The organism is Niastella populi, assembly GCF_002078015.1.
Lineage (GTDB): Bacteria > Bacteroidota > Bacteroidia > Chitinophagales > Chitinophagaceae > Niastella > Niastella populi.
Window position 1 is genome coordinate 120,336 of the sequence record NZ_LWBP01000100.1, and the last position, 25,288, is coordinate 145,623.

Sequence of the window (25,288 nt, forward strand, 5' to 3'; positions counted from 1 at the left end):
ATACCGGAACTAAAGGATTAACTTTCATATAATCCCCCTTATACGGCTTATTCGTATCTACAGAAAAAGCCTGCTCACAGTAAAAAAATTATGTTATATGAATATCATGGTTAGTAATTTAAACAAGCTGACTACAGCATCGCATTTGCTGGATCTTTTCATTCCGTTCGGACTGGTGAAGTCTGTAAAAATTGTGAGGAAAGATAACAACGGGCTTTCCCAGGGGATGGGCTTTATAAAAATGGATAACTTTTCAGGAAGTTCAGCGATAAGAGGATTGCATGATATGCGGTTTATGAACTCCTATATTGAAGTATATGAAGTGCGGATGTAGCTTTTACACCTAACAGATCTTACCACGCTGTGGTAAATAATGATAAAAGAAAAAAGGGCAGCTAAAAACTGCCCTTTTAAAATAATTACTAATACCTGTTCTTATTATAACTGTTGGCATTATTGTACTTATCATCGTCATTTCTACGAAATGGGTTGGTGCTTCTACCGGTTCTTTCACCTTTTTCTTTCGCTTCCGATACCCTGATAGCGCGTCCTTCAACCATTGCTCCATCCAATTCTGAAATAGCCTTCTTAGACTCTTCTTCATTGGCCATTTCAACAAACCCAAAGCCTCTTGACTGGCCGGTTGTTCTATCATTGATAATTTTTACAGAGGTAATTTCTCCATAAGAAGCAAAAAAAGCTCTTAAGTCTTCATCCTGTACGTTGAAGCTTAAGTTTGAAACGTAAATGTTCATACTTAATAAATTTAATTTGATAAACGTGAGAGAGCAAAGAGTAAGAGACTAATTAAGATGCAGATAAATGGCAGAATAATTAACGGTTACTTGATGCAAATTGATGCAAAGGCTCAACCACCAACTAAAGATAGGCTATATTTCAATAGGAAAGGCAAAAAGTTTTATTTATTTATAATTCTTCTTTCGCCGGCTATTCTATCTCCGGCTCAAACCTGTCATTCAATTTCAGCTTTCCTTCCGTTTCTGTGTCAGCGCCTGTAAGCTTCCAGCCTTTTGCCTTACCGGTTTTTCCTTTGGTGAGCAGGTCGGTGATCTGTTTGTCGCTTAACTTTTTCCCAAATACTTCAAACGGCAATTTAAAACCGCATACTTTGAAGTTAGCGCAGCCCCAGGCGGTATTTCCCTTTTTCAACGGATGCGATTTGCATTTGGGACATTGTTGTTCTTCTATTACGACTGCCTTTTTCGGTTCTTTTGGTTTGGCTTCTTTTTTCGGTTTATCTTCTTTTTCGTTTTCCTTTTCCTTTTTCCCCGACTGGTCTTCAGCTACAGTGATGATCTTATAGTTAGCCGTTTTTACCTCAGCGGTAAGATCGATCACCATCTGCTTCAGTTCCTGCTTAAAGGTATCGATAGCATATTCACCTTTTTCAATAAGCCGAAGTTTGCGTTCCCATATACCTGTGAGCTCGGGGCTTTTCAGCAGTTCCGTTTGAATGGTATCAATAAGATCGATACCGGTTTGCGTGGCAAAAATATTCTTCTTACGTTTCTCTATATACTTTCGCCGGAACAGCGTTTCTATAATGTTCGCCCGGGTCGACGGCCGGCCGATCCCGTTATCTTTCAACAGCTCGCGCATTTCCTCGTCATCTACCTGTTTACCCGCCGTTTCCATGGCACGCAACAAACTGGCCTCGGTATATGGTTTGGGCGGTGTGGTTTTTCCTTTATGTATCCGTGGGGTATGCGGTCCGCTTTCGCCTACGGTAAATACCGGCAATATCTTTTCTTCTTCCTCTTCTTTTTCTTTATCCTCTTTCTTCGTACTCACGTCATTGGCATACACTTCCTTCCAGCCCGGCTCGAGGATCTGTTTACCGGTTACTTTAAACGGCACCTGCCCTACCTTACCCAATACCGTAGTGTTCGAGATCTTACACTCAGGATAGAATACCGCGATGAAACGCCTTGCCACCAGGTCGTAGATGCGCTTTTCTTCGGGCGCCAGGTTCGACGGGTATACCCCTGTAGGAATAATGGCATGGTGATCGGTAACCTTTTTATCGTCGAAAACCGTTTTGAGTTTGGGAATGGGATTGGCCAGCACCGGCGCAATCAGTGCGGCATACGGCGTCATATCCCTCAGAATGCCTTCCACTTTCGGGTACATATCATCGGGGAGATAAGTGGTATCTACGCGTGGATAGGTTACCATCTTTTTCTCGTACAGGTTCTGGATGTATTTCAATGTATCGTCGGCCGAGTAGGCAAATTTCTTATTGGCTTCCACCTGTAATGCCGTAAGGTCGAACAGGCGGGGATTGCCTTCTTTTCCTTCCTTCTTTTCAAAGGAAGTGATCTCAAAGGGATGCTCCTTCAGGTAGGCCAGTCCTTTTTCGGCACGGTCCTGCACCTTTATACGATCGATGGCGGCCGTGAATTCGGTTTCGCGGTAAATGGTCTTTAATTCCCAGTATTCTTCCGATTGAAAGGCATTGATCTCTTTTTGCCGCGCCACGATCATGGCCAGGGTGGGCGTTTGTACCCGGCCAATGGAAAGCACCGTTTTTCCCTGGGCAAATTTTTTGGTGAACAGGCGGGTAGCGTTCATGCCCAGCAGCCAGTCGCCGATGGCACGGGCGCTGCCCGCTGCATACAGGTTGTCGTACTGGCTCGCTTCTTTCAGCTTTTGAAAACCTTCACGTATGGCCTGCTCGGTAAGGGAGGAGATCCACAATCGCTTTACAGGCGCAGTGCACTGGGCTTTCAGCAATACCCAGCGCTGAATAAGCTCGCCCTCCTGGCCGGCGTCACCACAGTTGATCACCTCTTCACATTGCGTCACCAGCTGCTCTATTATTTTGAATTGCTTTTGAACGCCTTCGTTATTGATGAGTTTGATGCCGAAACTGGGCGGTATCATGGGAAGGTCTTCCAGCCGCCAGTATTTCCACTGTTCGGTATAGTCGTGGGGCTCCTTCAGGGTACAAAAATGCCCGAAGGTCCAGGTAACCTGATAGCCGTTGCCTTCAAGGTAACCCTCCTTACGTTCTTTGGCGCCTATCACCGCTGCAATGTCCCTGGCCACGCTGGGCTTTTCAGCAATGCAAACCTTCATAGTAGATTAAAGTGCGCAAATGTAGTAAACAGCGCTGGCATAATATTCTCACTATTGCGGGTATGAATAAAAAAATTGCCGGATTGCTCGGCGGACTGGCCGGGGCAATCACCACTACGATCCTGCATGAAATACTCCGTCGCAATTATTCGGGGGCGCCGCGGCTCGATAAACTCGGCGAAGAAGCACTGGATAAAACCGTTGCAAAAATTGGCGGGAACCATATTCCTGCCGAAAAGCAGTACCCGGCGGCTATGGCGGCAGACCTTGTTTCCAATACATTGTACTATAGCGCTGCTGCTTTTAAACCAGCCAGCGCCGTGCTTACAGGTACAATTCTGGGCGCAACCGCCGGTATAGGGGCGGTAAACCTTCCCGGCCGCATGGGATTGAACAGGTCAACAACCGCTGCAACATCGAACCGGAAACTCCTTACCATCGGCCTGTATACCATCGGGGGCATTGTGGCCGGACTGGTTGCAAAGCGGCTGGCCGGGAATGGCGTAACAGCGTGACCGCGGTTATAAATAATACCAGGAATGCGTACCGCTTATGCGAGGTATTCATTCCACATGTATGACTATTTATTTTTCAGGGATGAATTCACTGGTTATTTCTTCAAGTGTATATTCGTTTACAGAAAGTATAATTATATCGTACTGCATTTAGCTAGATATATAGATAAAAATAGCCGAAAACAATTCACAGGCTAATAGTTTGTAGCGGTACGATTTAACGTGAAAACACCCCATTTTAGGTCTAAAACAGTGCGCTACAAACCTGTAGCACCCAATTTTAAGCTTTTAACTGTACATCACAAACTCCTGCAACCCCATTTATAGTTTGTAGCGGTATGATATAACGTGAAAATACCCCATTTACTCACAAAAATGGTACGTTTTAAACTATTAACACCTCGCTTACTACTTAAAACGGTACGCCGCAAACTATTACCACCCTGTTTACAACTATAAACGGTACGCCACAAACGATAAACACCCCGTTCACTCCTTGAAATGATACGCTACAAGCTATAAAAAGCCCATTTCTGACAGCAGTGGGCAAGGATTATTTTTCCAATCCCTTGTAAACCAACAATAAAATAATATTTTAGCGCCTACCTACATCCCAAAAGCGTTTAACCATGCGTGCTTTCGAGGCTGAATTAAAGATCATCGGCATTAATCCATATGTGTCCGTTCCGGAAAAAGTACTCGCTTCCATTTTTAAACAGGCTGGTAAAGACAAAGGCACCATCCCCATTAAAGGCACGGTGAATAAAGTACCTTATACGCAAACACTGGTCAAATATGCCGGCGAATGGCGCCTGTATGTAAACACTAAAATGCTTAAAGACTCGCCAAAAAAAATCGGAACAACATTAAAAGTAACCGCTGCATTTGATGGGGCCGACAGAACCATTGCCCCTCATCCCAAATTGACCGCTGCGCTAAATAAAAATAAAAAAGCCAGATCGGTTTTTGATAAGCTGCGCCCCTCTTTGCAGCTGGAGATCATACGTTATATCGCCCATCTTAAAACCGAAGCCAGCATCGATAAAAACGTTGTCAAGGCAATTGATTTCCTGCTGGGAAAAGAACGGTTCGTGGGCCGCGACAAACCATAACCGGGGCAACGATTCCCCCACCCGCTTCACTATTCTGCACAATAGATTCCTCGAATTGTTGAGCCGGCCGCTAATAACAGCTGGCATAATTACTGTGCATTTACCTGTATAAAAAATAGAATTCTATGTCAGGACGAGGAGATAACAATAAACAGGGAACATCGGGAAGAGGCGCAAGTTTGCAAAGCCGGGAAGCGTTCCCGCATAATGACAAACCGCAACATAAACCCGTCAATCGCAAAACGTACGAGATAAGGGTTGACCAGGTACCATATGAAGTGATTGCCGAACCTTTTACATTCAATGGCGAATTAAGAATTATATAAGTGTGAATGGAAGTGATGACCATGTATTTACCTGGGATAGTGCATTAAAAAGATTATCTGCCATCGATAACGAAGCAGCTACGCTACCCGAAGCGCTGGAACAGGAGATCAGTAACCGGCTGCAGGCAGGTTTGTAAAAACATTTACCAGCCAGTGTAACCTTGTTCGCATGAGATGACCTTTATTCTTATAGGCAACAGGGCCTCGGTATAACACCGGGGCCCTGTTGCTTTAGTAACAATTTATATTTTCTGATTAATCAATACCACCCGATGCCCTGAGGGTATAAGAGGTTCCAAAACTAAATGTTATCGCCCCCGTAGTAATTACCGTTTGATTGAAGCCCATGGGCTTCGACCATACAGCCCCTGTATTAACCAGCGTAAACGACATAGGTGCAGTTGCCTACGAAGAAGGCACCGTAAACCTCAATGTATAAGTGCCGGCCGGAACAGTCACGGAAGAGGAACCGGTTCGTGAATTCGGGAAGGTACCTGTATATTTTGAAACACCATTTTCAATAAATTCAACATACACAGGATAAGGATATCCAGCCATATATGCATTCGTGAGTGTAACATTTACGTTTTGAATTTGTGTACAGGAACGCTACTCCTGAAGTATTTTTTATTGATATACCAAACGTTCCCGGACTGCCACCATTATTCCTGATCTTAACAAAAATATTGATACACTGCCCGTTCGTATTGGTATTGTTCTGTCCGTTCGCGTTCACATCATTGATCGCTTTCTGATCGGCATCTGCTTGCGAAATAGTAGAAGAGTATGTACCCGGATTTACAGTATACGTAAAATTGGTACCGATTGCCCCAGATTGACAATTGTTTCTTGTATAGGTGCCGCTTTGAACCGTATTCAACCAGGTCAATAACCATTGTTATTTGCAAAGTTTTGACCATTGGTATTGATGTCGTTCTGTGCTTTTGCATCAGCATCTGCCTGAGAAATACCGGAAGAATAGGTATCGGCTGCCACCGGATATGTAACCGTACTTCCGCTTCCACCCGGGGCGCAATTGTTTTTAACGAACGGTGCACTCGTAGCAAAATTATACCACAAACACTGGGCATTGTTGTTTGCATGCGTTTGACCATTGGCATTTACATCTGCCTGGGCCTGACCATCCGCATCGGCCTGGTTGACATCTGATATATAGGTACCCGCATCAACAATATAGGTTATAGGATTCGCCCTGGCGCCGGCCGGACAATTATTAGGTGTATAAATGCCGCTTTTAACAACGCTATGATATAAAACAGAGGCCATTACCACTTTAACGCTTGTTGTGGTCATATCCATCGCACCGCCTGAGATCGTTTTTCGCTGAAACCACATAGTTGCGGAAGCGGGCTGCTAAAACTCAGGTTCTGTAAGGTGGCGCCCGGAATATCTATGAAAGAAATATTATCAATAGAACATTGCCATTGATAGGAATAATTCCCCGGATCGCGCCCAAAAAGCGCTGCCGTTGCGTTTATACTGGCCGGGATGTTACCAAACAACAACCATTGGGTCTTTGTGCTGATGCAGCCGCCATCGAGCTCCACACTAACGGTGGCTACGTTGGTATAGGCGGTTTCAGAACCGCAGGAAACCATCCTTCGATAGTACATTTTTTGCGTGATAGCCCCTGGCTGGTACTCCACCCCGTTAGCGCCGGGAATATTGGTGAAATTTACACCGTCGGTAGACTGCTGCCACTGGTAGATAAATCCACCACTGTTACAACTACCGAGCGCCGCGGATGTTTCCAACTTTTGCGGTGCATTACCAAGGATCACCGTTTGGGTATGATTGAAAATATAACCGGCAAATTTAATAGCCCAATAGCTGCCGTTCTTTTCAAAACCACCTGCGGCATGGGCCATTACGCTCAGCAGCAGCAATGCTGCGAGCTGTAGCGCCATGCGGCGGCAGGGGTTTGAGATTTGAATTGTTAGTGGGTTATGTGACTTATTTTGCATAGAGATAAGATTCCCTTTGTTAGTTAATTTTGGTGGTGAGATCATCATTTTAGTCTCGCTTTTTCTCTGACGGCCCGCCGTTAATAAGGCCAATTACTTAAATCCATATTTACTATAATTCTTACCGGAATCAACATAATACGCAAGTATATGACTCGGACCCGCGCTTGTAGTATCAATGTACCCACTGCTATAATAAAAAACATACTTTCTGTCCATGTTGCGCGATATATCTATTGAGTATTCCTTCAGATCAAACTCAGGCATTTCCCTGGTACTGTCATTTTTAAACACTTCGAAAAAACGGAACGTTTTATGAGGATATGCGAATCCACCTTCCTCAAATGGAAAAGCTGTATAACATTCCCCTTTATCAGAGAACCGGTGAATAATGCACCCATCCTTATCCAATTCTCTCTGGCCATCTTTCTTATCAAAATAGACGACTATTTTCCCTGTATAACCAGCGGGAATAAAGAACCTTGCGCATTGCAATTCACCATTACAGGAAACAAACAGCAATGCCCAAACCAAAAACAAAGCGAGTTCTCTTTTCATATCTAACGTTTTATCAATCCTTTATTTGCCATTACATCGGCAGCCGGAGGAATGTTCTCTATTGCCTGATTATATGCAGCCGGGTTTACTGAAATTTCATTCCCATTGGCATCTTTCCCTGCAACACTCAGAAAATTACCATCCTTATCTGTATATACCTTTACCTGAAAATCGGTGCTTATTTGTATTTCTGTATTTGACAGACACTGAATGATCTTCTTTTTCGACGGAGATTGCCAGAATCCTATAAAGAGCTTTGTGCCATTCTCATCTTCGATAAAAGCCTCAAAAGCCGGAAACCCTTTTCCAATAAGCTTATAATTGATATTTATATACCCTTCAGAGATATGATTATCGATAGTCGTAAAGCCAATCCATACAATAGGCTGATCTATGGCTCCGGCCGCCCAATCAAGCATACCGACTGGCGCCAGCGGAGCTTTCCCCTCTATTCTAGCACCTAAAGTTGTTTTTGTTCCTTTTCTCTGCGGATCATACAAGGAGAGTTCAGGAATTACTGTGGGCGCAGTTTTCAACTTCTTTCCCGTTTTCGAATCAAATCTTGAAGTACTACCTATCTGTGTATTTATCAGAACCTTACTTTGTAACGTCTTAAGATCTAAAGATACTGCTGTAGCAACTTTAGTCTCTATCTCTGTCGAGGTATTAACGGTAAATCCCCGATCATCACCTGAATACATAAGATGGATGCCGAACATCGGCTTATTCATATCGCCAAAATATTTCCATGGTGCAAAGCTTCTCTGATGAATAATGTATTTCTCAAGGCCATCAAGATCAATACTCCTTATTACATCACCTTCGGCATATGCATACGAACTGTTTTAGGGGAATGATTTGGCCAACGGATCAACAGACAAGAATTTTCCTATACGAGGATCATAGATACGAAATCCATAGTCATATTGATTTCCCGCCCCCTTCACTTCCGGGTCCTGCTCCTTACTATTGAATCCATATCGGTAGCTATTGACCGGAGCATAACTTCTTCCAGGCATTAACATACCATAAGGATAATAATCACTGGCGGTTCTTACATCAGCTGTAAAATATTCAACGGAACTGTTATCGGTACTGTTCTGTATCTTTTTATCACCTACTGTCGCCAGCACATTCCCAAGATGATTGCTTAATTCAAAGGTCTTTTCATTACGGATAAATGTGCTGATCGTTGCAGTACCATAACCATTCTCAAGATTTCGGGTTGGCGGAACTGCTGAAGCCCCATCAATTATACCAATACGGTTGCTGCCATACAGATGCACTTCTGACTGCTGTAAGCCCGAACCTGCCGGTTTTACATATACACTCTGCACCTTGCCACTACCGTCCCGAACATAAATAGTGGTAATTCCATCAGCTGATTTAGTAATGCGATTACCTTCTGCATCATAAGTATAGCTGATAGAATTGGTACCCTTTGTAATGTTCGTTATTTTTCCGTATACCGACCAGGTAATATTGGTAACACCTGCGGTAAAATCGGATTTCAAATTACCTATAGCATCATAGGTATGGTTGTTGTTGTTTTGCGTTTCGATATCTTCCGTGTAGGTACTTGTAATATTATCATTGATATAATTCAACCGGTTTTTATTTAGATCATAATTATATGTGAGTTCATCCATGCTAACCGGTTTTCCTACCTCAGGTGCACCTTTACGATTATAGGTCAGAATATTGCCGTTCGGATCGTAACTGATGGCTTCCGCATAATCATCCATGGAAGTTGCATTCCATTGGTTATTTAATGCTGCAGGTGGAACATAAGGCGCTCTTTCGGCAACTACCATCACCGGTTGAATATTTTTTAAAATGTGCTGTGTGGTGAAATTGCCTTTACAAACGATCCTGTTTATGCGTATTACGGTGTCGCCACGGCGAATAAAAAGCTGGTAAGTAGTGAATTTTGAGAGGTCTGTATAGAGTGAGTCCTTAGCCGAAGAATTTGGCTGAAGAGTAGTTAGGGGGTATGGTGCAGGTCCCTGGGCCTGCACCGATAATCCGGCGCACAACAGGCAGGTTATTACCCCCAGACAGGTAAACAAATCAGGTAGATGATACTTAAGGGTTCTCACAAAACAGTTTGGTCAATGGTTATGGATTAGGTTCAATTGCTTCACTCAACCAGCATACGTCTGCTCATTACATTTATATACATGCTTTTCTCCCGGGCATAAAATGCCCGTACCAGTTTAATAGCCAGTAAAAAAAGAGATGCATAATAACGGGGTTGCTGCCCGGTATTAAGTTACCGTATGTATGATCTGAAATTGGGTACGTGCCAGTAAGTGGAGATTGTTATCTTGATCCGGGCACAAAAGTAAAACTTAATTGAATATTTAAAACAAAAAGTTATAACCGTGCAGAATTCGGAGAAAAGCGCGTTGATTTTGGCAATAAGTGTGCAGGCTTTCTAAAATATTCACAAAACTAACTGTGACTAACCCATGAGATTACAAATTAATTTAATATAAAAAGCTCCCGAAACACCGGGGGCGCTATTTAAAATAATTACCTTAATCTGATTTTATCGCCTGTTGACCTCTTTTTACCAATAGCAGCACAAGGCGTGAACGCCTATATTGTGCGGTAATTGCAGGAATGATTTATATTTACCCCACACCCAGGAAAAAATTCCCGATCAGTTTTAAATGCCTTCTAAACCAGGCAAAAATGAAACGTATAATTATTTTTCGACGAAAGATCTTACTGCTGCTCTTGGTACTCATGTGCCATGCCGGTATGGCACAGGTGGTGATCAAAGGTACCGTATACGATAAGCAGGCCCGTTATGGCGTGCCGCATGTGAGCGTGCTTACCAGTTCAGGCACCGGAACGGTAACCGATACATTGGGCCGTTACAGTATTAAAGTACCCAATGATGATTCCATTTATTTTTCCTACCTCGGTAAAATGAGCGCTAAGTTCCCGGTAAAAAGGCTGCCGCCCGATCTGCCGCTCGATATCAGTCTGCCGGTTTCGGTCGACTCATTACCCTCCGTTACCGTGCGGCAGCCCAGCTACCGCATGGACTCACTGGCCAACCGGAAAGAATATCAAAAGGTATTCGATTATGACCCGGTAATTGGCGGTGCGCCCACCGGCGGGTTTGGAATGGGCGTAAGCTTCGATGTATTATTCAATGCCAGAAAATTCAGGCGCATGGAAGCGTTGAAAGCGCGGTTGGAAAGGGAAGAAAAAGAGAAGTATGTCGATCATCGTTTTACCAAAGCGCTGGTTAAACGCATAACCGGTATTACCCCGCCGGCGCTGGATGCTTTTATGAAAGAATACCGGCCCAGCTACGATATGCTGAAAACCTTTGAAACAGACTACGATTATTACAGCTATATAAAATCATGCGGCCGCTCGTTCTTAGGGCAGTGGAGAATTGATCATCCGGGCGACAGCACGTTACGATTGAATTAATAGATGTGGCACACCTTCGAGGTGTGCCACATCTATACTACACTACAACATCCATAATCTTATTTTTCTTCCTGCTTTCCTCAGCCATAAAACCCATTATATGGCTTTCGATAGATTCCGCGATGGTAGAGGTTAACAGCTTCGGGTTTTGCTGCGCTACCGCCTGTACAAAATCATGCGCCAGCAGCCAGTCGCCCCCGCCATGACCATTGTTTTTATACCCTTCCACATCTTCGGCAATGGGCACCATTTTGTTTTTCTTGCCCGTTCTGAAATCGGTGACCACCAGTTCGGTCATATCGCCTACCATATCGCCCATGGAACCCATGATGCGGGTACGGCGTCCGCCATAGGATGTAAACGCTTCCATAGAGAAACTGGCCGTAACATTATCGCCAAACCTGATATTGGTGATATAGTGATCGGGCTGATCGTTCTCCATACGGTATACGCACCGGCCGTAATTGGTAGTGCGCAGCTTTTCCATGATCGCTTCCGCATGTTTTGATTTATCATCGGGCAAATCGAGCACCCCTACCCGTTGCCGTTTATCGTGGTACGACCTGATGGCTGAATACGGGCAGGTGCGTTCAACGGCGCAACCATCTGTACAACGGGCAGTGCTGCCGGCCGGGGCATTTTCTTTTTTGAACCATTTCAGATCGCCCATGGCAACGATCTGTTTTGCCGGTTTATTGATGACCCATTTTATGATATCGAGGTCGTGGCATGATTTGGCAAGAATGATGGGCGTTGTTTGTTTGCTGTTATGCCAGTTGCCGCGTACATAGGAATGCGCCATATGCATATGCTCGATGGGCTCGAGGTGCTGCACGCTCATCACTTCGCCAATGGCGCCGTCTGCTATCAGTTGCCGCATTTTTACGAAGTACGGCGCATACCGCAATACATGGCAAACGGCAACGATGCGGCTTGTTTTTGTCGCCAGCGCCAGAATATTACGGCATTCTTTTTCCGTAGGAGCGATGGGCTTTTCGAGCAACACATCATATCCCATTTCAAGCGCTTTCATACAGGGCGCATAATGCAGGTTATCGGGCGTGGTGATTATAATGGCATCGGCAAATTTCGGGCGTTCGAATACCCGTTCCCAGGTATCGAAACGATTGGCTTCGGCAATCTGGTGTTTGGCGGTATACCGGTCATTGCGTAATGGAACAGGCTCCGCTACGCCAACGATCTTTAACAGGTTAGGATACTTTGCAGCAAAACCACCATACACATTTCCCCGGCCGCCTGCCCCAAGTGTAATAGCGGTAACGGGTTTGTCAATTTTCTTGTGCAACGGGTTTTTGGGCACCTCATAAACAAGTGTACCATCCGCCAGGCGGGCCATCGTTTCTGATCCTATAACTGTGGCGCCTATGCTTAAACCGAGCTGTTTAATGAGACTTCTTCTGTTCATTATTCTATATGTTTATTTTATTTTTTTGGGGTTGCAATCGTAAAACGGCAAACGTGAAACGTGAAAGGCTCATACTCATAGCCCGCTATTAAACTCATCCATCCTTTCTTCCTGTTTCTTCCATTTACTTTTGCCTTTCCCTTTATCAACTCTATCAACCTGTTAACTTGTCAACCTCGTCAACTAGTCAACTAGTCAACTCGTCAACTAATACAAATCATTCTGCTCCATCCTGGGATTCGCCAGGATCTCGCGCTGCGGAACGGGCCAGCGGAAATCGCGGGCTGCATTGCAATTGCGCACCTCCACTTTTACCGGCTGGCCGGTGGCCGGGTCAATAGCGCCGTATACCTGCCCGTTCATAACAGCGTCAAGGATTCCCCAGCGGCGGATATCAAAAAAACGGCCGCCTTCAAATGCCAGTTCCGACTGCCGTTCACGGCGCACCAGCTCCCGCAGCTTTTCCTGCGAATTATAAACAGTTACATCAACCGGCGGCATAGTGGCGCGGGCGCGCACCTCGTTCAGGTACTTCACCACATCGGCATCGCTCCATTGATCGAGCTCTATCAGCGCCTCCACATAGTTGAGCAGTATTTCCGCATACCTGATGATCATATAATCGAGTGTACGGGTACCCGTACGGTCCCTGGGATCAAGGTATTTGTTCACCCAAAAACCGGTAGCCGTAGCATTTTGCGCCCCAAGCCGGTCGAGATTGGTTTGCGAAGCATCGAATGGTTTTAATACATAGGAAGAATAGGTTTGCCCGGGCAGCAACACCGATGCCGTCAACCGGGGATCACGGTTGGTTTTATAATTCGGTTCCTGCTGGTAAATGGCAATGGAATCTGCCCCCAGCTCCCAGATGGTTTTGCCCTGTTTGGTTTCATAATTATTTACCACCGCAGCGGTTGGCGACAGCACGGTTTTTCCACCCACACCTAACGGCGCAAACGTATTCCATTGATTACCGCCGCTGGTATTCTCCCTGAAGAATATTCGTTCTGTATTCCGTTCACCGGTATATAAAAAAAGATCGGCATAACTGTTCTTTGGGTTCGAAGCGGTTTTATACAGTTCATACACGCCAAGGTCGATCACTTTTTTTGCTGCCTCTTTTGCCGTTTCATAATTTTTATAGAACAGGAAAAGCCGGCAGATCAATGACCAGCAGGCGCCCGCAGTAATTCTTTTAAGATCGGCATTATTATAGGTAACGGGCAGGTTATTGGCGCAGTCGGTGAGTTCGGTTACAATAAAGTTGTATACATCGGCTTCCTTATTTCTTTCGAGATAACTGCCGGCCGGTGTTACCGATGTGGTTATAATGGGAATACCGCCAAAGAACATCAGCAGTTCCAGATGATAATACGCCCGCAGTGCTTTTGCTTCATATTTATAGCGGGCTTTCAGTGTTTCATCCATAAAGCAGCGGTCAACATTTTCAAGGAAACGGCAGGCGCGGCGGATATCTTTAAAATCATCTTCCCAAATACCGGCGCCTACATCCCATGTGGGGTTATGGATGCCTTTCACATACGACTCGTAATCGCCGCGGGTACTTTGACGGGCAACGGCTTCATCACTTAAAGCAGACAGGAACATCAACTGCCGGCCCGAGGACCCATCGGGAATTCCTACATATACTGAATTGAGCGCATTGGTAGCATCGGCAGAAGTGTTCCACCATTCTTCATCCGAAATACTGGTGGGGTGATCGTGCTCAAGATATTTACTGCAGCCGGACAGCATGATAGCGCCGGCAACAAACGATATAATAACTGTTGTGTATTTCATGTTGTGGCGAATTAAAATTGAATGTTACACCCTACTGTATAGGTTTTCATAATACCATAGGTCCATTGGTTACCGCGGCTTTCAGGATCGGTCAGTTTAAGACCGGTGAACGTGAACGGGTTCTGCGCATTGAAGTACAGGCGCAGGGTGTTGATACCCGTACGTTTTATAAAGTTGGAAGTAAGTTCCCACCCAAGCTGAATATATTTCACCCGCAGGTAGGCGCCGTTCTGAAACCAGAAATCTGACGGCAACTTGTTATTCGCCGGTGCAGTTGACAAACGGGGAAAACGGGCACCGGTACGTTCGGGTGTCCAGTACCGCGATGCATAATATTGCGTGGGCACACCGCCGTCTTTACTGAGGTCGAGCGGCAGCGCAAACATATCGAGCAATACCGCATCGCTTTTACCGGTGCCCTGTAATAAAAATTCAAGATCGAACTTTTTAACCGATACCCTGAAATTGGAGAAGTAATTCAATTGCGGTACCGGGCGGCCGATGAGCGTTTGATCTTTTGCGTTGATCTCCCCATCGCCGCTCAGATCGAGGTATTTGATATCCCCGGGCGCTGCATTGGGCAGAACCGGCACCACCGCTTTGCCCGTATTGTCGAAATCACCTGCCTGTAAAAGGCCATCGGTTTTATAACCATACAAACTGCCAATACTGCTGCCAACCTGGTCAATAGTTGTGCCCGTTGAATTGATATAAGGCCCCGCCACCAGGTTCATTATCGTATTGGTGTTATATGAAACACCGGGGCGAACGGAGATGCTTACATTTTTACCTGCACTGGCATTGTAGTTCATCGACAGCTCCCAGCCTTTGTTCTTCACCTTGCCTGCATTCACCGGCACTTCGCCTTCAAAACCGCCAACGAGCGGCAATGCCGGGTTGAGAATGATATCGTTGGTTATTTTGTCGTAATAATCGAAGGTCAGTTCCAGTTTGCCGCTAAACAAACCGAGATCGGCGCCGGCATCCATCATATGCACGGTTTCCCATGTAATGTAAGGGTTGCCATACGTTGCCTCTACCCCGTTTGAAGCGCTGATCAGCGTCTGGTATTTGTATAAACCTATATTCTCATTACCGAGGTAACCATAAGAGCCTCTCAGTTTGAGGTTACTGATGAACCCAACATCTTCCAGGAAGTGCTCATTATGCAGGTTCCAGCCAACGGCAACCGAAGGAAAAAACCCGAAGCGGTTATCGGCACTGAACCGCGAAGAACCGTCTGTTCGTACCGTTCCTTCAATTAAATATTTATTCCGGTAAGAATAATTCAGTTTGGCATAACCTGAGATCAGGGACGAAACATCCCAATCCCCGGAATTGGTTTCTTCCTGTGAATACCCGGCCATGGCAAAGATCATATGATCGCCTACGTTAAGTGTATAATCTGCATTGGCGCCGAGGTAATAATAAGTGCCGCGGGCAGAAGATACGGCCCGCTGCATCGACCAGGTTTGTAATAACTGGCCGGTATAATAATCAAAAAAGTTATAGGTGTTGCGGGTATCGCGGCTGATATCGCTGTTCAACCTGAAGCTGAACTGGCCGCGCAGGTTCAAACCCGGCATTATCCGCCATTTCGGTTGCAGGTTGATACTGGTTTGCCCGCTTTCGAATTTTCGTTGCCCGCCCCTTTCAGCATAGGCTACCGGGTTTACGATATCGACATAACGGCCATAAACCATGCGTCCGTTCTCTTCGGGATATTTTGGCAAAATGGTAGGCGGTACGCGGTAGATGTCTTCCAGCAGGCGGTTACCATTATTTCCCGCAGTACGGTTGGGCGTAAGCGTATTCCGTTTAATAGCCAGCATATCGAGGTTCACCACAAAGTTTTTGCTCAGCGTTACAGAGGTATTGGCCCTGATATTGAAGCGGGAAGTATTGTTGACCGGCAGCATGCCCTTCTGGTATAAATAGTTGCCCGATAAAGCAAAACGCGCAATGCTATTACCGCCGCTAACCGAAATGGTATGGCTTGTTATAGGCGCCCGCTGATCGATCACTTCATCGATCCAGTTGGTATTAGGATACCTCACCGGGTCAACTTTTTCAATGGTCTTTATAATATCGCTGTCGGAAAAGGAAGGTTGTTTACCTGCATTGACCTGGGCTTCGTTGTACATACGCATATACGCAGGCGCATCAACCACTTTTGGCAAACAGCCCGGCGTTTGAATGCCAACATAGCCATCGTAGGTAAGCCCTACCTTGCCGGCAATGCCCCGCTTTGTTGTAACGACAATTACGCCATTGGCGGCCCTGGCGCCGTAAATGGCCGCTGCCGCCGCATCTTTCAACACCGTAACGCTTTGAACCGTCACCGGGTCAATGTGGTTCATATCCATCGGAATGCCGTCAACCAACACCAGCGGGTTCGAATTACCCAGCGTACTGATACCCCTGATCTTTATGGTGGCGGCATCGCCACCCGGCAGGCCGGAGTTTTGCGTAACCTGCAAACCCGTTACACCGCCCTGTAAACTTTGCGACAATGTAGTGATGGGTTTTCCCCTGATATTCGATTCAACGTTCAGTTGGGCAACCGAACTGGCAATATGTTTCTTTTTTTGTTCCGACAAACCAACCACAACGATCTGCTCGAGGTCGGCCACTTCTTCCTTCAGGGAGATATTAAGGGCGTTTTCGCTTTTCGATACCGTAAATTCGGTGGACTTAAAACTCACCCTCGAAAAAACAAGCACATCGTATTTATTGGCCTTTATATTGAAATAGCCATCTGCATCTGTTGTAGTGCTCATTGAAGACCCCTTAACAGTAACCGTAACACCGGCTAGTGCAACCGGCGGCTCATGGGTATCATACACCCGCCCTCTGATGCTCAATAAAGAATCCCTGCGCGTAGCGGCAACCGTTGGTTCTTCCTTTGGGGTAATTACGATCTGGCGGCCGTTGATGGCCCAGGTGAGCCCGGTTTCATTAAGCGCCTGTTTCAGCACATCGGCCACGGGAACGTTTTTTACATTTATATGCACCGTTCTGCTCCTTTCTTTCTTCAGGAGTTTGTCGCGGTAAAAGATCAGGTAGCCGGTTTGTTTTTGTATTTCTTCAAACAATTGGGGTAAGGTGGCATCGCGCAGGTTAAGGTTTACTTTGGTATTCTGCGACCAGGTTTTTGCCGAAACGCTCAGCATACCTATGAACAATAAAAAAACGGTGAACCTGATCTTTAAATACAGTAGTTTTTTTTGTCCCTTGCCGGGACAGGTACAGCAAGTCAGTTTCATACATTAGCGGTTAGTTTAACAATTGGTTGGGTTTCTTATTTTCTTATTACCAGTTTTTGTTCTTTTGGTAAATACATATAGGAAGTGCCAAGGCACACCAGGTTCATAATGTCTTCGATGTTGTTTTGCAGGTCGAGCCGGCCCGAGAATGTTTCATCGCTATGAACAAGTTCGTTCATATTTATATGTGCATCGTAATACCGCGAGATGCGTTTTACGATCTGCACCAGTGGCGCCTGCCTGAAGATAAGGTACCCGTCTTTCCACGAAACATACTCATCGGTTTTAACAGTTGTAACCGCAATATGGCCTGCACCGCTTTGAAAGCTGGCCATATTACCGGGGAAGAGTTTTGTTGCAGGCATTCCCGCCGCGCCGTTGGCGTTTAAGGCCACACTGCCCTTTACAAGCACTACGTTGCTGAATTCATCGTCTTCATAAGCGCTTACATTGAAGCCGGTACCCAACACATTTACGGTAAGGTCTTTTGTTTGAACCGTAAAGGGCCTGCCGGCGTCGTGTTTTACATCAAAATAAGCTTCACCGGTAAGCGCTATCGTTCTTTCATTACCGGTAAATGCGGTAGGGTACTTCAATGAAGAAGCGGTATTCAGCCATACGAGGGTGCCATCGGCGAGTGTTACCTGTACCCTTTTGATTCCCCGCGGAACGGTCAATGTATGCCAGGTTACTTCGGTGATGTTGCCGGCCGATGTATCGTAGGCAACGCGGTTGCCCGACATTTCGGCGAGGTTGAGATCTTCTATTACTGCTCCGTCTACCGTATTGCCAAGCGGTATTTCCTTTCCGCCTGACAGTGTGATGTATGCGCCCGTTCTTTTTGTTGCAGCGGTTGATGCAGGCGGATCTGTTTTTCCGCTTGCAACATCTTTTGCAGGGCCTTTATGCAGCAAGAAAACCCAGCCGGCGCCCAAAGCAAGTATAAGGATGGCGGCAGCGGTAACTTTAACATACCACCGGGTGTATATTCTCCTGACCGGCGGTTGAATGGATTGCATCAAACGCTCCCGCAGCCTGTTGCTGACATCGGCCGGCGCCTGCGCATTCGTTTGCATAGCTTCATTGAACTCAGCCTGCAACTGTTGTAAAAGCACCCGGTTGGCGCCATCCTGTTGAAGCCAGTTCATCAAAGCTTCCACCTGTTCGGGTGTGCAGTTATTATTAAGGTAATCAGCTAAAAGCTGGTCGTGATATTCGTTCGTATCCGGCATATTGCAAGGCTGTGTTATATATAATATCCCGATGTGCGGGTGAAGGGTGGGTTACCTGATAAAAATAGTGGAGATCTCCGATGTGAGCATTAACAAAAGTACAAAGGCAGCCGGGTCATCGCCATATTGTTCGAAGTGCCCGCGGATCTGTTTCATGGCCAGTACCATGTGCTCCTTCACCGTGTTGCGTGAGATACCTAATTCATTTGCAACCTGTTCATAGCTTTTGCCTTCTTCGCGGCAAAGCCTGAAAACCTTTTGGCGTTGGGGCGACAGCTTATTGATGGCAGCCTGTAAAATTTCTTCATACTGCTGCCATAAAATTTTCAGGTCGGCGTCTGCAACCGATTGCGTAAACTGCTGCATAACCTGCAGGCGCAGCGCTTCATCGACCGAGATCTTTTTTAATAATTTAAAAACGCTGTTTCGGCAGATCTTATAGAGGTAGGCTTTAAAGGAAAGTGAGGGATCGATGCGGTCCCTGATCTCCCAGATCTTCAGGAAAACGTCCTGTAAAACATCTTCGGTGATGGCAGGTGATTTAACAAAACGAAGTACATAATGGTAAAGCGCGGCATGGTAATGATTGTACAGTTGAAGGAATGCATCGCTGTCACCCCTTTGCAACCGTTGTATTACACTTTGTTCGTTATATGTACCGGAAGTTGTAGACACTTTAATCAGCGCCTAAAATAAGTATTTTGGGGGAAATGAAGATCACATTGTATCCCCATCCAGGTGCCGGTTAAGATATTTAGCTGTTGCAGATATTTTATCCTTCAATAATTTTTCAACTGTGCCTGTGAAAACAAGTTCACCACCATATTTACCTGCACCCGGCCCCACGTCAATGATCCAGTCGGCCTGTGAAATTATATCGAGGTTATGCTCGATAACGATCAGCGTATTGCCGTGATCTACCAGTTTATTCAGAATGGCCATCAGCCTTTCCGTATCCGACGGATGCAAACCCGTACTTGGTTCATCCAGTACAATGATGTTATTGTTCGATTGCAATTCCCTGGTCAATTTTAGCCGCTGCCGCTCGCCGCCGGAAAAAGTACTAAGCCGCTGTCCCAACGTCATATAGCTTAACCCTAACTCCGTTAACTGCTTAAAATGCGTCAACAATTCCCGCTCCTTAAAAAAGTGCCCGGCTTCTTCAACGGTCAGGTTCAAAACCTCCGCAATGTTTTTCCCATTGAATTTATATTTTAATACGTCCGGATTGAATCCACTGCCATGGCATTCCTCACACGGTTGTTCAATATCATCCATAAACGCCAGATCGATCTTTTCAATACCGAGCCCTTTGCAATTGGGACAGGCGCCCAGGCTGTTATTGCTGAACAACTGAACACTTGTTTTATTGGTTTCGGCAAATAACTTCCTGATCTTATCTGAAATTCCGAGATAGGTCAATAACGTAGCTCTTGAATGACCGGTGATGGCCGATTGATCGATGATATTCACCCCGGGAAACTGAGCAGGCAACACTTTGCTTATGAGGGTGCTTTTTCCTGAGCCGGCAACACCGGTAACAACACACAATACATTAAGCGGAAGGTGTACCGTAAGATCTTTAAGGTTATACAGGTTGGCATTTTCTATTTTGATTGAACCGGTTGCTTTACGAGGGGCTGTATTATACGTTCTCTTTTTAGAAAAATAAGTGCCCGTTTTGCCTTTCGATGTCTTCAGACCATCAAACGTTCCTTCATATACGATCTCGCCGCCATGAATGCCCGATAAGGGGCCCATATCTACAATATGGTCGGCAATCTTTATCAGGTCGGGGTCATGCTCTACTATGAGCACCGTATTCCCCTTCTCCTTTATTTGTTTAATGATCTGCGAAATACTATCCAGGTCCCGGGCATGTAAACCGATACTGGGTTCATCAAAAATGTACAACAGGTCCTCGAGGCTGTTGCCAAAATGTTTTACCATCTTGATGCGTTGCGACTCGCCGCCCGACAGCGTATTGGTTGCGCGGTCAAGCGTCAGGTACTGAAGCCCGATAGTAATTACGTTGCCCAGTTTCTTTTTCAGTTCATTTAAGATGGTCTCGTACGGCGCAGCAGAAAGCGATTGTATGAACGACAGCAGTTCGTCAACCGATAGTGATGTACACTCGGCAATATCTTTCCCGTTTATCTTACATGAAAGCACTCTTTTGTTAAGCCGTTTGCCATTGCATTCGGGGCAGGTGCCCGATACAATTATCTTCTGCAGGTCTTTCTTTCTTAAAGTATGTTCTTTCGATTCCTTTTTAAGAAAATCGTTTTCGATACGGGGCAGCAGCCCGATGTATTTCATCGTTTTTCCCCATGACGGGCCGGGGTTGGGCGGCTTATGCTCTGCTGCGTTAAGCAACAGTTGCCACTCCTTTTTTGTATAGTGCTTAAGCTTTTTATCGTTATCGAAATAACCCGATCTGGCATACCTGATCCACCGGTATCCACCGGGTTGAAATGTAGGAAACAGGATGGCCCCTTCATTCAGTGATCTGTTCTTATCAAGAAGTTTATCAAGATCGATGGTGCTGGTAAAACCAAGCCCTTCGCATACCGGGCACATGCCCTGCGGATGATTGAAAGAAAAAATGTTCGAGTATCCCACAAAAGGCTTACCCATTCTTGAGAACAACAATCTCAATGAAGCATAGATATCGGTAGCGGTGCCAACCGTAGAGCGCGCATTTCCGCCGAGCCTTTTCTGGTTGATGATAACCGGCACATTGAGGTGTTCGATCCTGTCAACATCTGCGATCCCGAACTGGTGCAACCGGTTGCGCACAAAACTATTTTGCGTTTCGTTTATCTGCCGCTGCGCTTCTGCCCCAATTGTTTCAAATACCAACGATGACTTTCCTGAGCCCGATACACCGGTAAAAACCGTTATCCGGTTCTTCGGAATTTCCAGGGAAATGTTTTTCAGGTTATTCTGGCGGGCGCCGGTTATTTTGATAGTTCTCATATCGCATATATTTAACAGGATTAATATTTCGTGCGTTACTTCCGGTTCTGTATATATGCAATACCTGTTCCTATGTAAAAAAAAAGTGCCCGGGATGGGGGCAACGGAGGGTTCGCCAAAACCGGCGGAACAGACGGGCAGACCGGGCCTGGCAGACCTCAGGTTACTGTCGCATAAATATAAACATCCGTAAAACTACATCTTAACGGCAAACCCGCCGGATGGCGGATTTGTCGCTTTTTAACAGATAGGTATGCTTACAGAAGGCATACCGGGCCAATTGGGTTCCGGCGTAAAAGAAAAACTTTTCTGCTAAAAACAAACAGTCGTTGGTTTCACAAACGTATTTTTCAACATCGATCCACCGGCATGTTACGCTTTTAGCCCCGGCAATAGCGACATATTACAGGAAAACCACTAATTAAGAGTTTCTTTTACACTTTAACTGCCTGCATGCTGTAATTTTTGAATGTGTTTTATAATTTTGCGGAATTATGGATAGAAAGGTAATATTCAATTTTAAGCAGCACATCGAAACAAAGCAGGAAGATATCTGTATCTTTTTGCCTATTGAGGAGATACCAAAGCAAGGTCATAGTGTCAGTTTCAATTACAAATTAGCTGAAGACCTCGACAATACGACATGCGTGGCTTCAGAGATCCGGTACAATTACTTTAAAGGTGGGTTAGATTGTATTGTTGTGTATTTAAAAGCAGCAGAAGTAAGGGAATTCGCTTGAAAAACGGCTGAATAGCCTTCATTTAGCCCGAGATATTCTTAAAAAACGATTGCAGGTTGTCAATGGATACTATTCCTGGCAACCTGCTGTTTTTTTTATATACCCTGCTGTTCTTTTATAGCTGCGCACCGGTTGGTGTAAAGCCTTCGGTGAGCTTACGCCAACCCTTTCTGAAAAGCATATTTCACCAGGCCGGCCACGTTCTTCACGCCCAGTTTGGCAATGAGGTTCTTGCGATGGGTATTGACGGTGTACTGGCTGATGAAAAGTTTTTCGGCTATCTCGGGCGTGGTAAATTCGGCAGCTATGTATTTAAGTATCTCTTTTTCGCGCTTGCTGAGCGTGGGCTCGTTGCTTTTTTCGGTACCGGGATTGAAAACGCTGTTGGTGTATTTTTCCATGATCTCTTTTGAAAAATAATTACTGCCGCCATGAATGGAATGAATGGCCTTCAGTAATTCGCTCTTTTCGGCATTCTTCAACAGGTAGCCGTTCGCCTTGCTGTTGGTGAGCTTAACGATCATGTCGGGTTCGCTGTAGGTGCTCAGCACCAGTGTTTTTATATGGGGATACTGTTTCCTGATCGCATTGTTCAGCACAATACCGCCCATGCCGGGCATGCTGATGTCTGTAACCACAATATCCACTTCATGGCGCTTCAGCAGGTCGAGCACTTCATTTCCGTTGAGGGCAAGCCCCACTACATGAATATCGTTTTCGGAAGCCAGCAACGCGTGCAGTCCTTCCAGGAACATGGCGTGATCATCAGCAAGCACAATACGTATATTCTTGTTCATTTTTTCCAGATCGTTTAATAATTTGATGCGGGAACAGGTTGTGTTTCCTGTTCCTGTACAGGAATGTCGATATTTACAATGGTTCCCCTGCCCTTATGCGATTCAATATGCAGCGTACCATTTATTTGATTTACCCGGGTTTGTATATTGGTAAGCCCCTGGCCGAACGACAGCTTCGACCGGTCGAAACCTTTACCGTTGTCCTCCACCATCAGGTTTACGGTAGCATCATCATTGCGGGTGAACTGAATCTCCACCGAACCGGCTTCGGCATGTTTAACGATGTTGGTCACCAGTTCCTGAACAATACGGTACACTTCTATTTTCAGTGCGTTTGGCAACTGGTTAAGCCATTCTTCGGGATGGCAGATAAGATCGATCCGGAGCCCGCTGTTCTCGGCCAGCTGCGCCAGTTGACCGCGCAACAGATCGATGAATGCGGTATCGAGCACCCTCGGCGGGTTCAGGTTGTGCGAAATGTTCCGCACTTCTCCATAAACAACATCTACGTTCTTTATTACCTTTTGCAACCCGGCATCGCCGGCATGCGTTTCTGCAATTTTTACCAGGTGAAGTTTGATGCCTGCAAGCGAACCCGCCACGCCGTCGTGCAATTCGCGCGCTATCCGCCGGCGTTCATTCTCCCGTCCTTCCATATTCGCCTTTATGGTCCTGATCTCCTGCCCGTGAATGAGCTCGAGTATATGCTGCCGGTTCACTTCTTCGGTTTTGGCGGCCAACAGCAGGTTGCTCTGCATGCGCTGCCGGTAAAAGATCAGCAGCGTTACCGACAACACCAGCAGCAGCGAGGCAATAATGATAATGCTGTTCCTGATAACGGCCTGCCGGTTGAACGCGGCCCGCTGTTGCTGCAGTTTAAGCGCCTGAAGCTCTTTATCCTGCTTCAACAGGGTTATCTGCCGCTCCTTCTTGTCGGCCTCATATTTGGCCAGCAGGTCTTCCAGTTGTTTATGCTTTTCAATATTTTCAATGCTGTCCTGTAAATGCCTGTGTTTGGTAAAATACCGGTACGCCTGTTTATACTGCCCCGCCTGTTCATAGGCAAAGGCCAGGTTGGCATAAATGTAATGTGTATTCGGGTAGGCGATGCGGCGTGCAGGCGCCAGCGCCTCCATAAAGTGATTGATGGCCATGGCGGTATTGCCGAGGTTAAGGTAGGCCAGCCCCATGCGATTATGCGTTTCGATCAGGTCGGCGGGAGCGCCGGAATGCCTGAGCAGGCGCAACAGCGATTCCGATACTTTCAACACCTCGCCATCCCGCTCCTGGTTCCAGTAAACCGAAGCCACGCCGTTCAATGCGGCAATTACGCCTGCAGCGTCATTGCGCGACCGGCAAATGGCGGCGCTTTCCCGGTACAGCTGCAATGCCTTATCGAGCTTTCCCAGCCCTGTATGCGCTTTGGCCATATTCAATAGAAGAACAGCCCGCTGTTCCGCATCGGGGTGCAGCTTCAGCCCGTTCTCATATTGCGCAACGGCCTTATCGTAATGCCGTTGTTTATCGTACAGGTTTCCGATGTTATTACTAAGTGAAATGACCTCGTGTATGAGCTTCCGTTCACTGGCCAGCGCCAGCGCGCGGGAATAACAATGCAGCGCTTTATCGTTCTCGTTAAGCAGGTAATGAACGGCGCCGGTTTCCCGCAGGCTGCGGCATTCATACAACGTATCGGCACAGGCCCTGAAAACGCCGGTGGCTGCCTGCAGGCAGCGGAGCGCTGTATCGAGCCGGCCGGCATGCCTTCCGGCTTTGCCCAGGTAATAATTGCATTTACCTGCATTGAAAGACCCCGGTTGCTGCGTTGCCAGCAGCCGGGTGGCTATATCAATTACAATTTCAGGGGCGGTGGCAACCTTTTGCTCGCAAATGGCAAACAGGCTGTCGGCAACCGTGTTGCGTAAAGAGGAAGTTTGACCAGTTGAAGGAAACCATGCAGCCGCTGCGATTATAAATACGAGGATCTTCGACAATGACAA

Annotated in this window: 23 protein-coding genes; 7 read left to right on the top strand and 16 right to left on the bottom strand. The window is 46.2% G+C overall.

Annotation, left to right across the window (positions count from 1 at the left end; all coding sequences use genetic code 11):
- Window positions 1–97: 97 nt before the first annotated feature.
- A complete protein-coding gene (locus A4R26_RS10525) occupies window positions 98–334 on the top strand; it encodes an RNA recognition motif domain-containing protein (RefSeq protein WP_081163741.1) in 237 nt (78 codons plus the stop codon).
- Between the two features lie 88 nt (window positions 335–422).
- Here A4R26_RS10525 and rbp read toward each other — a convergent pair whose 3' ends face one another.
- Together rbp and A4R26_RS10535 are read right to left on the bottom strand one after the other, a co-directional pair.
- Window positions 423–755, bottom strand: coding sequence for an RNA-binding regulator (gene rbp / locus A4R26_RS10530; protein ID WP_081163742.1), 333 nt, complete (start codon window positions 753–755; stop codon window positions 423–425).
- A gap of 193 nt (window positions 756–948) precedes the next feature.
- The gene (locus A4R26_RS10535; protein WP_081163743.1) at window positions 949–3,099 is read right to left on the bottom strand and encodes a type IA DNA topoisomerase; all 2,151 of its coding nucleotides are present in this window, start codon (window positions 3,097–3,099) and stop codon (window positions 949–951) included.
- A 62-nt stretch (window positions 3,100–3,161) separates the two neighbouring features.
- Between A4R26_RS10535 and A4R26_RS10540 the strand changes: the two genes are divergently transcribed.
- The 4 genes from A4R26_RS10540 (at window position 3,162) to A4R26_RS35830 (ending at window position 5,189) form a co-directional block, all read left to right on the top strand.
- Window positions 3,162–3,614 carry a hypothetical protein gene (locus tag A4R26_RS10540; RefSeq protein ID WP_081163744.1) on the top strand — a complete coding sequence of 151 codons (453 nt, stop codon included), beginning with the start codon at window positions 3,162–3,164 and terminating at the stop codon, window positions 3,612–3,614.
- A gap of 629 nt (window positions 3,615–4,243) precedes the next feature.
- Window positions 4,244–4,726 (top strand): YdeI/OmpD-associated family protein, encoded by a 483-nt coding sequence (locus A4R26_RS10545; protein ID WP_081163745.1) that lies wholly within the window; start codon window positions 4,244–4,246, stop codon window positions 4,724–4,726.
- Window positions 4,727–4,851: 125 nt separating this feature from the next.
- The gene (locus A4R26_RS10550; RefSeq protein ID WP_081163746.1) at window positions 4,852–5,052 is read left to right on the top strand and encodes a hypothetical protein; all 201 of its coding nucleotides are present in this window, start codon (window positions 4,852–4,854) and stop codon (window positions 5,050–5,052) included.
- Between the two features lie 2 nt (window positions 5,053–5,054).
- Window positions 5,055–5,189, top strand: coding sequence for a hypothetical protein (locus A4R26_RS35830; protein WP_278248417.1), 135 nt, complete (start codon window positions 5,055–5,057; stop codon window positions 5,187–5,189).
- Window positions 5,190–5,578: 389 nt separating this feature from the next.
- On the opposite strand, the gene A4R26_RS36045 is transcribed toward A4R26_RS35830, so the two are convergent.
- The 6 genes from A4R26_RS36045 to A4R26_RS10580 form a co-directional block, all read right to left on the bottom strand.
- Complete coding sequence (locus A4R26_RS36045) at window positions 5,579–5,941, bottom strand: DUF5977 domain-containing protein (RefSeq protein WP_081163747.1); 363 nt, start codon at window positions 5,939–5,941, stop codon at window positions 5,579–5,581.
- On the bottom strand, window positions 5,938–6,372 hold the full coding sequence (locus A4R26_RS10560; protein ID WP_081163748.1) for a DUF5977 domain-containing protein: 435 nt from the start codon (window positions 6,370–6,372) through the stop codon (window positions 5,938–5,940). The genes A4R26_RS36045 and A4R26_RS10560 overlap by 4 nt, the downstream gene beginning before the upstream one ends.
- Window positions 6,363–6,980 carry a DUF8696 domain-containing protein gene (locus A4R26_RS10565; RefSeq protein WP_081163749.1) on the bottom strand — a complete coding sequence of 206 codons (618 nt, stop codon included), beginning with the start codon at window positions 6,978–6,980 and terminating at the stop codon, window positions 6,363–6,365. The genes A4R26_RS10560 and A4R26_RS10565 overlap by 10 nt, the downstream gene beginning before the upstream one ends.
- A gap of 150 nt (window positions 6,981–7,130) precedes the next feature.
- Window positions 7,131–7,595, bottom strand: coding sequence for a DUF6843 domain-containing protein (locus A4R26_RS10570; RefSeq protein ID WP_081163750.1), 465 nt, complete (start codon window positions 7,593–7,595; stop codon window positions 7,131–7,133).
- A gap of 2 nt (window positions 7,596–7,597) precedes the next feature.
- On the bottom strand, window positions 7,598–8,326 hold the full coding sequence (locus A4R26_RS10575) for a hypothetical protein (RefSeq protein WP_081163751.1): 729 nt from the start codon (window positions 8,324–8,326) through the stop codon (window positions 7,598–7,600).
- 114 nt (window positions 8,327–8,440) lie between these two features.
- Window positions 8,441–9,694 (bottom strand): RHS repeat domain-containing protein, encoded by a 1,254-nt coding sequence (locus tag A4R26_RS10580; protein WP_133054621.1) that lies wholly within the window; start codon window positions 9,692–9,694, stop codon window positions 8,441–8,443.
- Between the two features lie 598 nt (window positions 9,695–10,292).
- Between A4R26_RS10580 and A4R26_RS10585 the strand changes: the two genes are divergently transcribed.
- A complete protein-coding gene (locus A4R26_RS10585; RefSeq protein WP_081163753.1) occupies window positions 10,293–11,048 on the top strand; it encodes a carboxypeptidase-like regulatory domain-containing protein in 756 nt (251 codons plus the stop codon).
- Between the two features lie 37 nt (window positions 11,049–11,085).
- On the opposite strand, the gene A4R26_RS10590 is transcribed toward A4R26_RS10585, so the two are convergent.
- The 6 genes from A4R26_RS10590 to A4R26_RS10615 form a co-directional block, all read right to left on the bottom strand.
- A complete protein-coding gene (locus A4R26_RS10590) occupies window positions 11,086–12,474 on the bottom strand; it encodes a Gfo/Idh/MocA family protein (protein ID WP_081163754.1) in 1,389 nt (462 codons plus the stop codon).
- Window positions 12,475–12,681: 207 nt separating this feature from the next.
- Window positions 12,682–14,274: a RagB/SusD family nutrient uptake outer membrane protein gene (locus A4R26_RS10595; RefSeq protein WP_207625725.1), complete on the bottom strand. Its 1,593-nt coding sequence runs from the start codon at window positions 14,272–14,274 to the stop codon at window positions 12,682–12,684.
- Between the two features lie 11 nt (window positions 14,275–14,285).
- Window positions 14,286–17,540: a TonB-dependent receptor gene (locus A4R26_RS10600; RefSeq protein ID WP_081163756.1), complete on the bottom strand. Its 3,255-nt coding sequence runs from the start codon at window positions 17,538–17,540 to the stop codon at window positions 14,286–14,288.
- Window positions 17,541–17,575: 35 nt separating this feature from the next.
- Window positions 17,576–18,772: a FecR domain-containing protein gene (locus A4R26_RS10605; RefSeq protein WP_081163757.1), complete on the bottom strand. Its 1,197-nt coding sequence runs from the start codon at window positions 18,770–18,772 to the stop codon at window positions 17,576–17,578.
- A gap of 51 nt (window positions 18,773–18,823) precedes the next feature.
- Complete coding sequence (locus tag A4R26_RS10610) at window positions 18,824–19,447, bottom strand: RNA polymerase sigma factor (RefSeq protein ID WP_165760223.1); 624 nt, start codon at window positions 19,445–19,447, stop codon at window positions 18,824–18,826.
- Window positions 19,448–19,489: 42 nt separating this feature from the next.
- Window positions 19,490–21,751 (bottom strand): ATP-binding cassette domain-containing protein, encoded by a 2,262-nt coding sequence (locus A4R26_RS10615; protein WP_081163759.1) that lies wholly within the window; start codon window positions 21,749–21,751, stop codon window positions 19,490–19,492.
- 494 nt (window positions 21,752–22,245) lie between these two features.
- Between A4R26_RS10615 and A4R26_RS10620 the strand changes: the two genes are divergently transcribed.
- Entirely contained in the window at window positions 22,246–22,491 is a 246-nt protein-coding gene (locus A4R26_RS10620; protein ID WP_081163760.1) for a hypothetical protein, read from the top strand.
- Window positions 22,492–22,646: 155 nt separating this feature from the next.
- Here A4R26_RS10620 and A4R26_RS10625 read toward each other — a convergent pair whose 3' ends face one another.
- Complete coding sequence (locus A4R26_RS10625; protein WP_081163761.1) at window positions 22,647–23,288, bottom strand: response regulator; 642 nt, start codon at window positions 23,286–23,288, stop codon at window positions 22,647–22,649.
- Window positions 23,289–23,302: 14 nt separating this feature from the next.
- Window positions 23,303–25,282 carry a tetratricopeptide repeat-containing sensor histidine kinase gene (locus A4R26_RS10630; RefSeq protein ID WP_081163762.1) on the bottom strand — a complete coding sequence of 660 codons (1,980 nt, stop codon included), beginning with the start codon at window positions 25,280–25,282 and terminating at the stop codon, window positions 23,303–23,305.
- Between the last annotated feature and the right edge of the window lie 6 nt (window positions 25,283–25,288).